Genomic DNA, 11,697 nt, shown 5'->3' with positions numbered 1-11,697 from the left:
ACCGCACCCCAGGGGACCGTGACGCGAACCAGCCACGAGAAACCACGCAACGGGAGATTGGGCTGAACGCAACCACCACTGTGAATCGCGGAGAGGCGGACCAGTCATGAGCGGCAAGCAGCGGACGGAATCCTTCGGCGCGACGTGGTGGGGACGGCGCTGGCGGCGCGCGCTGGAGTCGCTCGGCGCCACCTACCCCAACCCGCGCCTACCCCACGGAAGATCGCTGGCGCGCAAAGGCGCGGTGCAGGACCTGGTCGTCGAGCCGGGCCGGATCCGGGCCCAGGCGCACGGGCGCGGCCGTGCGCACGACATCGTCCTGACGCTTCCGGTTTTCTCCGACTCCGATTGGGAAAAGGCCGTAGAGGCGCTCGCCGGTAAGCTCCGGCACGCCGCCGCCCTGCTGCAGGGCGAGCTGCCGGAGGACGTCGACGACACACTGCGCGAAGTCGATCTGTCGCTGTTCCCGCGAACCGGCGAACTCGGCTCGACGTGCACCTGCACCAGCAAGAACGAGCCGTGCGCGCACGCCGCGGCGGTGCACTACGTGCTGGCCCCGATGCTGGACGCCGACCCGTTCCTGCTCACCAGGCTGCGCGGCCGCGACCGGGAACCGCTGCTGGCCGCATTGCGCGCGGCGCGCTCCGGCTCGGCCGAACCGGAGCGCCCGACGATCGACCGGCTCGACCCGGAAACGCTGTTCACCGCGCGCGGCGACCTGGCCGCGATCGCGGTCCACCCGCACCGGCCGGACGGCCGGGTGCCGGAGGCGCTGCGGCTGCTCGGCGAGATCCGGGGCATCGACCGGGAAAGCTGGCAGCACCTCGTCTCCGCCGGCCAGCACGCCCGCAACCGGGCGTGGACGCTCGCCGAAGGAACGTGAACAGGTCAGGAACGCTTGCGGTTCAGGAACTCCGACATGTACCGCCGCGGTTCGCCGGTGTCGAAGGCCGCGCCGAACTCGGCGACGGGCGGTCGTGAGCGGATTTTTCGCGCAGGCCGGGCTCGGCGACCGGGCGTCAAGTGCACTCATAGCGAACTGCTATCGGCCAGCGGCGTTCCACGGATTGGCGCGATCCGCCGAGTGCTGATTGATTGTTGCCAGGCCGGGCGCCCGGCCGTTGACCTGAACGGAGAACTTCGTTGCAGCACCGAGAAATCCGCATCGGACGCCGGACGATCCTGGGTGCGCTGCTGACCGCTCCAGTGGTAGCGGCGTGCGGTTCGGCCGGATCGAGCGCGCCGCCGACCAGCGCTCCCGTCGCCCCGAGCAACGATCGCCTGGTCGAACTGGAGCGGAAGTTCGACGCACGCCTGGGGCTGTACGCCCTCGACACCGGCACCGGTGCCACGATTGCCCACCGGGCGGATGAACGATTCGCGTTCTGCTCGACGTTCAAGGCGTTGGCGGCGGCCGCGGTCTTGCACCGCAACCCGCTGCCACACCTGGACGAAGTCATCACCTACACCGAGTCCGACCTCATGAAGAGCGCGGTCATCACGGGGCAGCACGTGGACACGGGGATGACGATCCGCGAACTGTGCGAAGCCGCAGTCCGCTACAGCGACGGCACGGCCGGCAACCTCCTGCTCCGCGATCTCGGCGGGCCGGCCGAGCTGACCGCGTATGCGCGCAGCCTCGGCGACGCGGTCACGCGGATGGATCGGTTCGAGCCGGACATCGTGGAAGCCACCCCGGGAGACCCCCGCGACACCACTTCCCCCCGAGCCTTCGGCGCCACTTTCCAGAAGATCGTGCTGGGGGACGCCCTGCCGGCGGAGAAGCGCGCCTTCCTCCGCGGTCTGCTGGAACGCAACACCACCGGCGCCCAGCGCATCCGGGCCGGCGTACCGCAGGGATGGACCGTGGCCGACAAGACCGGGACCGGCGACTACGGAACGCTCAACGACATCGCCGTCGTGTGGCCCCCGAACGCCCCGCCACTCGTCCTCGCGATCATGTCCAGCAAGGCCACCAAAGATGCCGAATACGACCAGGCCCTCATCGCTGAGGCGGCGGCGCATGTAGCGGCCACTCTCATCTGACCGCTGACGGTGGTGTCACCGACGACCTCGGTGACCGCCTTGTTGGTCAGCCACTTGATCTTCTCGTTGGCCCGGGCCCGCTCCAGCATGATCTTGGAGGCGCGGAGCTCCCCGGGGCGGTGCGGGCTTCCCGCCAGGATCGGTCAGGGCTTTCGGCGGCCAAAGCGCCGTACGCCCGCTGACCAAGGGCGCTGGAGGAACCGCGACTAGGCTGCGCCGCGGCGGCCGCTACGCAGGTTTCTGGGCCAGGACACCGGCAGCAAGTGAATGAGTCGGTAAATCGCCACACAACCGGCGCCGCTTCCGACAATTCCTTGCCCGACCTGCCACCAGCTGCCCTCGCAGATCAGATATGCACCAACCCTTCCCATCGCGGATGATCAACGATGATCGGCGCAGCCAACTGGACACTCGGGCCTGGGTGGGCCAGGGGCTTTGCCGGAGGGCCGAGGCCTGCCGCTGCGGTGCGTCCCGGCGCGGCCCTGTGCCAAACTGGCTGTGTTGTCCTGACGTGGTCTGGATCTTGAGCCGTGGCGGACCGCTTGGTCGTGCGTGGCGCGCGTGAGCACAACTTGCGCGGCGTGGGTGTCGACCTGCCTCGGGACAGCTTGATCGTGTTCACGGGTCTGTCCGGTTCCGGGAAGTCCTCCCTGGCGTTCGACACGATCTTCGCGGAAGGCCAGCGCCGATACGTGGAGTCGCTGTCGGCGTACGCGCGCCAGTTCCTGGGCCAGATGGACAAGCCGGACGTGGAAGTCATCGAGGGCCTCTCGCCCGCGGTGTCGATCGATCAGAAGGCCACCAGCCACAACCCGCGGTCGACGGTGGGCACCGTCACCGAGGTCTACGACTACCTGCGGCTGCTGTACGCCCGCGTGGGCGAGCCGCACTGCCCGGTCTGCGGCGAGCGGATCAGCAGGCAGACCCCGCAACAGATCGTCGACCAGGTGCTGGCCCTGCCCGAACGCACCCGGTTCCAGGTGCTGGCGCCGGTGGTGCGCGGGCGCAAGGGGGAGTACGCGGAACTGTTTGCCCGCTTGCATTCGCAGGGGTATGCGCGGGTGTCGGTGGACGGCGAGGTGCACCACCTCGACGACGTGCCGAAGCTGAAGAAGCAGGAGAAGCACTCCATCGAAGTGGTCATCGACCGGCTCGTGGTCAAACCGGGGGCGAGGCAGCGCTTGACGGAGTCGGTGGAGGCAGCCCTGGGACTGGCGGACGGGGTCGTGATCGTGGAGTTCGTCGACCAACCGCCGCGGTCGCGGGACCGGCAGTGGTCGTTCTCGCAGAACCTCGCGTGTTCCCGCGGCCACCCCATCGGCGTGCAGGACTTCGAGCCGCGGTCCTTCTCCTTCAACTCCCCGTACGGCGCATGTCCGGTGTGCACCGGGATCGGGGTGCACCGCGAGGTCGACCCGGAACTGGTGATCGCGAATCCCGAGTTGTCGCTGGCGGATGGTGCCGTGGCGCCGTGGCAGGGCGGTCAGACCAGCGAGTACTTCCAGCGCCTGCTGAGCTCCTTGGCCGATGCCCGGGGCTTCTCGATGGGCACCCCGTGGCGGCGGCTGCCCGCGAGGGTCCAGAAGGCGGTGCTCTACGGCTCCGACGACCAGATCCACGTGCAGTACCGCAACCGCTACGGCCGACGGCGGTCCTACTACGCCCGCTTCGAAGGAGTGATTCCGTTCCTGGAGCGCCGCTTGGAGCAGACCGAGTCGGACTACGTGCGCCAGCGGTACGAGGGTTACCTGCGGGAAGTGCCCTGCCCGGAGTGCGCGGGCACCCGCTTGAAACCGGAAGTCCTCGCCGTCACGCTGGAGCACAAGACGCTGGGGAAGCGCTCGATCGCCGAGGTGTCCGCGCTGTCTGTGGCGGGCTGCGCCGAGTTCCTGCGCGGCCTGGTGCTCGGCCGCCGCGAACGCGCGATCGCAGGCCGGGTGCTCTCGGAAACCCAGGCGCGCCTGGGTTTCCTGCTCGATGTCGGGCTGGACTACCTGTCGCTGGATCGCCCGGCGAGCACGCTCGCCGGGGGAGAGGCCCAGCGGATCCGCTTGGCCACGCAGATCGGCTCCGGGCTGGCCGGGGTCCTCTACGTGCTGGACGAACCTTCGATCGGCCTGCACCCGCGGGACAACCACCGCCTGCTCGCGACGCTGACCCGGCTGCGGGATCTGGGAAACACGCTGATCGTCGTCGAACACGACGAGGACACCATCCGCGCCGCCGACTGGGTCGTGGACATCGGTCCCGGCGCGGGTGAGCACGGCGGGACGATCGTGCACAGCGGTCCGCTGGACACCTTGCTGGCCAACCAGAAGTCGCTGACCGCCGAATACCTGACGGGTCGCCGCAAGATCCCGGTGCCGGCCGTGCGACGTGCGGTCGACCTGAAGCGCGTCCTGACGGTCCATGCGGCGCGCGAGCACAACCTGCGCAGCATCGACGTGTCCTTCCCGCTGGGCTGCATGATCGCCGTGACCGGGGTTTCCGGCTCGGGGAAGTCCACTTTGGTCAACGACATCCTCTACAACGGACTGGCCCGGAAGCTGCACGGCGCCCGCGCGGTGCCCGGAAAACACGGCTCCATCACCGGAATCGACAGCCTCGACAAGGTCGTCCACGTCGACCAGTCGCCGATCGGCCGCACGCCGCGTTCCAACCCCGCCACCTACACCGGGGCGTTCGATCCCATCCGCAACTTGTTCGCCGCCACCACCACGGCCAAGGTCCGCGGTTACCGGCCGGGGCGGTTCTCCTTCAACGTGCGGGGCGGACGCTGCGAAGCATGTGCCGGCGCCGGAACCATCCGGATCGAGATGCAGTTCCTCCCCGACGTGTACGTGCCGTGCGAGCAGTGCGGCGGGGCCCGCTACAACCGCGAAACCCTGGACGTGCGCTACAAGGGGAAGACGATCGCGGAGGTCCTGGACATGCCCATCGAACAGGCGCTGGAGTTCTTCGGGGCGTTGCCGGGCATCGCTCGCCGCCTGCGCACGCTGGTCGACGTCGGGCTGGGGTACGTGCGGCTGGGGCAGCCCGCGCCGACGTTGTCCGGTGGCGAGGCGCAGCGGGTGAAGCTCGCCACGGAGCTCACCCGGCGTTCGAACGGGGGCACCGCGTACATCCTGGACGAGCCCACCACGGGACTGCACTTCGATGACGTCCACAAGCTGCTCGACGTGCTGCAACGGCTGGTGGAAGTCGGCAACACGGTGATCGTCATCGAGCACAACATCGAGGTGGTCAAGACCGCCGACTGGATCATCGACCTGGGGCCCGAGGCCGGATCGGCCGGCGGTCGGGTGGTCGCCACGGGCACTCCCGAAGCGGTCGCCGACGACGAGACCAGCTACACCGGGCAGTTCCTGCGCCGTGCGCTCGCTTCCTGAAGCCAGATCAAGAATTTCGGAGGTAGCGATGTTCAACAGCCCGCAGGAGGTCCTGCGGTTCATCTCCGATGAGGGCGTGAAGTTCATCGATGTCCGGTTCTGCGATCTGCCGGGCATCATGCAGCACTTCGCCGTGCCCGCCGAGCCGTTCTCCGCCGAGATCTTCGACGAAGGCATCGCCTTCGACGGGTCGTCGGTGCGCGGATTCCAGGCGATCCACGAGTCGGACATGCTCCTGTTGCCCGACCCCTACACCGCTCGACTGGACCCGTTCCGCGCCAAGAAGACGTTGAGCCTCAACTGCTTCGTGCACGATCCGTTCACGCTGCAGCCCTACTGCCGCGACCCGCGCAACATCGCGCGCAAAGCAGAGCAGTACCTCGCCGACTCCGGCATCGCCGACCTGGCCTACTTCGGGCCGGAAGCCGAGTTCTACCTCTTCGACTCGGTGCGGTTCGCGAATGCGGAGAACACCTCGTTCCACGAGATCGACGCCGTCGAGGGCTGGTGGAACACCGGTCGCGCCGAGGACGGGGGCAACCAGGGTTACAAGATCAAGTATAAGGCGGGTTACTTCCCGGTCCCGCCCACCGACCACCTGGCGGATCTGCGCGACGAGATCGTGCTGAACCTGATCGATGCGGGTTTCACCGTGGAGAAGGCCCACCACGAGGTCGGCACCGCGGGCCAGGCCGAGATCAACTACAGGTTCAACACGCTGCTGCACGCCGCGGACGACCTGCAGCTCTACAAGTACATCGTGAAGAACACCGCGTGGCGGCACGGCAAGACGGCCACGTTCATGCCCAAGCCGCTGTTCGGCGACAACGGTTCCGGCATGCACACCCACCAGTCGTTGTGGAAGAACGGAAAGCCGCTGTTCTACGACGAGACGGGCTACGCAGGGCTCTCCGATCTCGCGCGGCACTACATCGGCGGCATCCTGCACCACGCGCCGAGCCTGCTGGCGTTCACCAACCCCACGGTGAACTCGTACCACCGCATGGTGCCCGGCTTCGAGGCGCCGGTGAACCTGGTCTACTCCCAGCGCAACCGCTCGGCCTGCATCCGCATCCCGGTCACGGGCGCCAGCCCGAAGGCCAAGCGCATCGAGTTCCGCTGCCCGGACTCCTCCGGAAACCCGTACCTGGCGTTCGCGGCGATGATGCTCGCCGGCCTGGACGGCGTCGCGAACAAGATCGAGCCGCCCGAACCCATCGACAAGGACCTCTACGAGCTACCTCCGGAGGAGGCCGCCGATGTCGTCCAGGTTCCGCCCTCGCTGGACGCGGTGCTGGAAAGCCTCGTGGCCGACCAGGATTTCCTGCTGCGCGGCGACGTCTTCACCCCGGACGTGATCGAGACCTGGATCGCCTTCAAGCGGGAGCACGAGATCGACCCGCTGCGACTGCGCCCGAACCCGTACGAGTTCGAGCTGTACTACGACGTTTAGCAGCAGCTGGCCGCGTTCGCCGGGGATGCGGCGAGCCTGGGCTCCGGCGGGTCCCGACGCCTCGATGGCAGCGGCGAGGTGATCTGACAGTAGGAGCCCCAACCGAAGAAGATCATCGGCTGGGGCTCTCACCTGGCAATATTGATGGTGCGCGATACTGGGATTGAACCAGTGACCTCTACCGTGTCAAGGTAGCGCTCTCCCACTGAGCTAATCGCGCGAGGCGGAGGCGGGAATCGAACCCGCGTACAGGGCTTTGCAGGCCCTTGCCTAAGCCACTCGGCCACTCCGCCGGACTCCGCATCCACACCGAAGTCGGCTGGACCGCCAGAGAATCCAGAGCGGACGACGGGACTCGAACCCGCGACCCTCACCTTGGCAAGGTGATGCGCTACCAGCTGCGCTACGTCCGCCTGCCTGCGACTTCGAAGCCTGGAGAACCTCCGGGCCCGTCCGCCGCGTTGCACAGTGAACTCTAGACCACGCCCACGACCGCGATCAAAGGGGGGTCCCATCGCCCGGCGCACCGCCGCGCCGGGCCGATCTTCCCCCCGGATCAGCCCAGGTCGTGGGGCAGCAGCCGGGTCAGTGCCTCGTCCACGTCGACCCACAGGTTCTCGTTGCCCGGCACCACGACGTCGTAGGTCCGGTCGAGGAAGTCCGCGAGCTCCTGCGCCGAGGCCTCGAAGACCGCGTGGCCGGACGGCGAGCTCAGCTCGATCGCCACGACCTCGGGGTCGTCGACCACCGGCCGGATCGTCACGTCGCCCTCGCCCGCGTGCGCGATCAGCCCGTCGGCGAGCAGGTCGCGGGCGAACACCCACTCGACCCAGCCGGCGCGGCCGGTGCGGAACGCGGCCACCACCGCGTACGGATCCCGGGTGTCGTAACGCAGCTCGACCTGAACCGGCACGGCAGGTGCCTGCGGAGCCAACAGATCGAACACGGCCGTCGAACGGAGTGTCACGTGATCGTTACGCATTGTCCTCCCCTTTCCGCTCCTTCCCGGTCCGCTTATCGACCGAGCAACACAGTTGTGACGCCTCATCGGGCCGAAACGCTCGCAACTCCCGCATAGATCACCCGTACGGGGCAGGCCCCAATTCGCTGGGCAATCAAGCGAACGCGCAGCGTGTTCGCGAGACTCCGGTTTCGGGGCGAACACGGATCCGATCACCCCATTGCGAGACAGACCGGAACCGAAGTCCACACCGGAGGAAGATCCGCCGCGAACGAACTCGACTCCAGGACGTTGAGTCGCAGGACCAGCACTCCACCCAGTGACCGAACTCCACTACGTTCCGTAACCGAGCGAATCGCTCTTGCACCGGGCCTTCGATCCGTCGCCCCCGCCTTGCGGGACCCGCCGCCGCGCCCGGTCTGACCACCAGGTTTACCGCTTCGTCGAGCTCGCTTGACGTCCGCTCAAGAATAGGCGATCGGAACACCCGGCATTCTCGCAGCGAGGCCCGCCGATGAGACGCTCGCCACCACAGTTCCCCATATCGGGCTAATGGTCCGAACCGTCTCCGTTATCGGCCACGCGTGCAACCGAACGCCCGATCGAGAGTGGCGTCACACTGTGACCAGGATCGAAGACCGGCGACAGGGCCAAAGGACCCGGCACCACCCACCACCGGCGATGATTCCGGTCACATTCGAACCGCGGCGGGCGAACCCGCACCGGCCAACTGCGCGCTTGACACCCCAGCCGCACGGCGACGGCCACAACCGGCCCAGGCCCGTATTCTGACGCACATCGGACACCGGGGCGACCACTGCCCGACGAGAGGTGCCCAACACCGACGACCGTTCGCAACCGGCAGGTGAACAGCCCTGAACGACACGACCAAGTCGGGACCCCGCGACACCGACGCGGAACCCACTACCGACCAGCAGCGCGTGCCCAGGCTGCACGCCCTGCGGCGGCGCCTGCACGCCTTCCGCGAACACGTCCGCAGCAAGCCCGGCCTCAACATCTCCTACCGCGTCGTGCTCGGCGTCTTCGGCACCGCCGTGCTCCTCGCCGGCATCCTGATGATCCCCTACCCCGGCCCCGGCTGGCTCGTCGTCTTCGCCGGCCTCGGGATCCTCGCCACCGAGTTCCACTGGGCCCACCGGGTCAACATGTTCGCCAAGCGCTACTACCAGCGCTGGGTGCGCTGGCTCGCCCGCCAGCACCTCGCCACGAAGCTCGCCGTCATGGGTGCCACCTGCCTCGTCGTCCTCACGACGCTGTGGCTGCTGGGCCTGTTCAACACGGTCGGCGGGTGGCTTGGCCTGCACTGGACGTGGTTGGCATCCCCCCTGTTCGGCCCCTGAAAACGATCGTGTATTGTTCTTCTCGTCGCCGGGAACGGGGACGGAACAACAGAACAAGGGCGATTAGCTCAGGGGGAGAGCGCTTCGTTCACACCGAAGAGGTCACTGGTTCGATCCCAGTATCGCCCACAGTGTGTTTTGCCTGGTCAGATGGCCTGTCTGTGGTTTCCACGGACAGGCCATTGATCGTTTCGGGGAGCAGATTGGGAGCACGGCGTGCTGACCACATTCGTGAATCCGAAGTGGTCACGCCGCTTCCCACCCTTGGCTGTCGTCCCAGGTCCATCCACCGTCTTGTTCCCAGCGACGTTGTAGGGCGGCGAGCGTGGTCTCGACCATCGCATCCGTGACGTGTGAGTAGTCGTCGTCGGTGTCCTTGCGTTTGTGCCCGAGGCGCACCAGTCGCAGGATGCGTGGGACGTTGTCTTCGACGAGCCACGTCGCGTGAGTATGACGCAAATCATGAAAGTGCATTTCCTGCTTGAGCGGTGCCCATCCACGTTCCTCGTCTCCGGCGAGCGCGGGCAGCCAGAACCGCCGGCGAAAGTTGGACCGCCGGTGCAGTCCCCCGTTGGCCCCGGTGAACACGAACCGCGCGTCGGGGTTTCGCTCCCGGTGCTCGGTGAGGAGGTCGACCAGGAACGGTGGCAGGTGCACGGCGCGGACGCTGGCCGGAGTCTTTGGTGGGCCGAGTTCGAGCCGCCCTGCGACCTCGTGCAAAGCACCGAATTTCGGGTCGATCTCGATGCGCGGGTCTTCGTCGAGGTACGTGCGGATCCACTGCAGGCCAGCCAGCTCGCCCCATCGCAGGCCGGTATAGGCATCAGTGATGGTCATCAGCCCGGCATCTGGCGGCATGCGCCCGGCCAGCGCGTCGACTTCGTCGGTCGTGGCGTGGGGCCGTTCAGGGCGGTCCTCGAAGTTGATGCGCAGTTTCCGGCACGGATTCGTACCAATCAATCCGCCCTCATCCACGGCTTCGCCGAGAATCATCGAGAAGAGGACGAGGATGTCGTGCACGCTCTTGTCGGCCAGGTTCGGGCGCAGTGTCTTGTTCACCCATCCCTTGACCGCGATGCGTGTGATGTCGCCTAGGGCGGTGCCGGACCAGCGGGTCAGGATGTGATTGCGGATGTGGGAGTCGTAGGTCGCCCAAGTTACGTCGGCGACGCGGTGCGCATCCGACCACTCGCGGATCCACTCGTCGATCGTGGTGCGAGCGCGCCGGGGGTCGGTGAACTGGTGGCGTCGCTGGTCGGATTCGACGTCGGCCGCGCGGTTGTCCGCCTCGCGCCGGGTGGCGAATCCTTTCTCCGTAAAGACGGTTCCATCTTTAAGACGATAACGGACGCGGAAGCCGTCTCCGCGTTCTTCTACCCATGCCATTAAGGGGATCTCTTTCCTGAAAGAGTGAATATGGCTGTGCCGGAAATCCGGCACAGCCATATCCACGCTCTGCGCATGGAAAAAAGCAAGCGAAATGTGTTCAGACACCAGTGAAGGTCCTTGTCGGAGAAGCGGAGGTGCTTGCCGAGAAAGGTGCAGGGAATCGCACGCTGGCTGGCCTTGCGGCGAAGCCAGGATTCCCTGACAGCAAGCCGTTCCGCTGCTTCGGCTGGGGTATAAACGGGGATGGGTTGCGAGGCTGGGTCGTCACTGCCGTGAGGGACGTCAGTGCGCGGCTGGTCCGATGGATTGCAGTCCTGAATATGAATATGAGGAAGCATTGGGCGATCTCCTCGTAGGTTCACGAACAAAGCGCTCTGGCACCGCGCGGTGCAGCGCCCGTTGACAACCCTGAACTCCGAAATAAAGGCCCTTCAGGGACAACCGGACCCCAGGTTTCTTCAAGTCCTAGTCCTCTCGCCCCTTTCCCCGCCCCGCCTCCGGCACCGGTCCCGCACCGCTGACGCAATCCGCGAACGTCCTCGCCTCGCCCGCCGGGCCCGGTTGGTGCGGCAACTGGCGGTGGTATCGGTGAGCGCCGTCGCAGCGGTGGGCTGTGGATACCGGCGGCCTCCGCCGAGACCACGCACGCTGGCCGTGGCCGACTCGGTCGGTCGGTGAAGTGCTAACCCACATCCGCAACTGGCTGGTGGGCATCCGCGCACGGCTGCCAGCGACACCACGGGATGGGTGAACCACCGCCACGAGCACCGTGACAGGCCAGCAAGCGACGAGACGCAATGCTCCCGACGAGACTCGAACCAGTAACCCTTCGGTTAAATGGCTGGTCCTGAAGATCTTGCTCTCAGTCGATCTAGCTGGGGATTTTACTTTCGTCCCGAATCGAGCTGAATCGGCGTGGTTTATGGACCGTTTTTGGACCGTGCGGCCTGTCTCCACCCGGTCGATGGCGAGACTGCATCCAACCACACGAAGGAGCCACAGCCCGGGGTGCCCACCGCTCGCCACCAATGCGGTTCAGATCGCTGCAAGACGCCAGCTGCGGCGGAGGAGTCGCCCATCCAGGCAGGCGGGAGACGT

Annotated in this window: 8 protein-coding genes, 4 tRNA genes and 1 pseudogene; 6 read left to right on the top strand and 7 right to left on the bottom strand. The window is 66.8% G+C overall.

The genetic code is table 11. The annotated features are described in order from the left end of the window. The first annotated feature begins 106 nt into the window (after positions 1-106). Both E1288_RS09815 and bla read left to right on the top strand, forming a co-directional pair. Positions 107-883, top strand: coding sequence for an SWIM zinc finger family protein (locus tag E1288_RS09815; protein ID WP_132483496.1), 777 nt, complete (start codon positions 107-109; stop codon positions 881-883). A 275-nt stretch (positions 884-1,158) separates the two neighbouring features. Next, positions 1,159-2,046 carry a class A beta-lactamase gene (gene bla, locus E1288_RS09805; RefSeq protein WP_408013201.1) on the top strand — a complete coding sequence of 296 codons (888 nt, stop codon included), beginning with the start codon at positions 1,159-1,161 and terminating at the stop codon, positions 2,044-2,046. Here bla and E1288_RS48690 read toward each other — a convergent pair. Further along, positions 2,046-2,168, bottom strand: a pseudogene (locus E1288_RS48690) (thioredoxin-disulfide reductase); the annotation flags it as partial. The gene bla and the pseudogene E1288_RS48690 sit on opposite strands and share 1 nt — an antisense overlap. Before the next feature lie 408 nt (positions 2,169-2,576). Between E1288_RS48690 and uvrA the strand changes: the two are divergent. After that, entirely contained in the window at positions 2,577-5,435 is a 2,859-nt protein-coding gene (gene uvrA / locus E1288_RS09795) for an excinuclease ABC subunit UvrA (protein ID WP_132483492.1), read from the top strand. A 28-nt stretch (positions 5,436-5,463) separates the two neighbouring features. Continuing rightward, the gene (gene glnA, locus E1288_RS09790) at positions 5,464-6,888 is read left to right on the top strand and encodes a type I glutamate--ammonia ligase (RefSeq protein WP_132483490.1); all 1,425 of its coding nucleotides are present in this window, start codon (positions 5,464-5,466) and stop codon (positions 6,886-6,888) included. A gap of 145 nt (positions 6,889-7,033) precedes the next feature. Here glnA and E1288_RS09785 read toward each other — a convergent pair. The 4 genes from E1288_RS09785 to E1288_RS09770 all read right to left on the bottom strand — a co-directional run bounded on the left by E1288_RS09785 (position 7,034) and on the right by E1288_RS09770 (position 7,870). Next, positions 7,034-7,108: transfer RNA gene (locus tag E1288_RS09785), tRNA-Val, on the bottom strand. Between the two features lies 1 nt (position 7,109). Continuing rightward, a tRNA-Cys gene (locus E1288_RS09780) sits at positions 7,110-7,181 on the bottom strand. A 47-nt stretch (positions 7,182-7,228) separates the two neighbouring features. Continuing rightward, positions 7,229-7,301: transfer RNA gene (locus tag E1288_RS09775), tRNA-Gly, on the bottom strand. 143 nt (positions 7,302-7,444) lie between these two features. Beyond that, complete coding sequence (locus tag E1288_RS09770) at positions 7,445-7,870, bottom strand: SsgA family sporulation/cell division regulator (RefSeq protein WP_093261194.1); 426 nt, start codon at positions 7,868-7,870, stop codon at positions 7,445-7,447. 920 nt (positions 7,871-8,790) lie between these two features. Here E1288_RS09770 and E1288_RS09765 point away from each other — a divergent pair. Further along, positions 8,791-9,210 carry a TIGR02611 family protein gene (locus E1288_RS09765; protein ID WP_235883454.1) on the top strand — a complete coding sequence of 140 codons (420 nt, stop codon included), beginning with the start codon at positions 8,791-8,793 and terminating at the stop codon, positions 9,208-9,210. A gap of 57 nt (positions 9,211-9,267) precedes the next feature. After that, positions 9,268-9,339, top strand: a tRNA-Val gene (locus E1288_RS09760). A gap of 117 nt (positions 9,340-9,456) precedes the next feature. Here E1288_RS09760 and E1288_RS09755 read toward each other — a convergent pair. Together E1288_RS09755 and E1288_RS09750 are read right to left on the bottom strand one after the other, a co-directional pair. Beyond that, positions 9,457-10,704: a tyrosine-type recombinase/integrase gene (locus E1288_RS09755; RefSeq protein WP_235883453.1), complete on the bottom strand. Its 1,248-nt coding sequence runs from the start codon at positions 10,702-10,704 to the stop codon at positions 9,457-9,459. Continuing rightward, positions 10,596-10,937 (bottom strand): helix-turn-helix domain-containing protein, encoded by a 342-nt coding sequence (locus tag E1288_RS09750; RefSeq protein WP_132483488.1) that lies wholly within the window; start codon positions 10,935-10,937, stop codon positions 10,596-10,598. Before E1288_RS09750 ends, E1288_RS09755 begins: the two co-directional genes overlap by 109 nt. Positions 10,938-11,697 lie beyond the last annotated feature (760 nt).

The organism is Saccharopolyspora elongata, assembly GCF_004348985.1.
Taxonomy (GTDB): Bacteria; Actinomycetota; Actinomycetes; order Mycobacteriales; family Pseudonocardiaceae; genus Saccharopolyspora; species Saccharopolyspora elongata.
The sequence above is the reverse complement of the archived record's forward strand: the minus strand, read 5'-3'. Positions and strand labels throughout refer to the sequence as shown.

Coding starts and splice junctions, on each gene's coding strand:
- E1288_RS09815 (WP_132483496.1), top strand. CDS start 107: ATGAGCGGCAAGCAGCGGACGGAATCCTTCGGCGCGACGTGGTGGGGA.
- E1288_RS09770 (WP_093261194.1), bottom strand. CDS start 7,870: ATGCGTAACGATCACGTGACACTCCGTTCGACGGCCGTGTTCGATCTG.
- E1288_RS09750 (WP_132483488.1), bottom strand. CDS start 10,937: ATGCTTCCTCATATTCATATTCAGGACTGCAATCCATCGGACCAGCCG.
- glnA (WP_132483490.1), top strand. CDS start 5,464: ATGTTCAACAGCCCGCAGGAGGTCCTGCGGTTCATCTCCGATGAGGGC.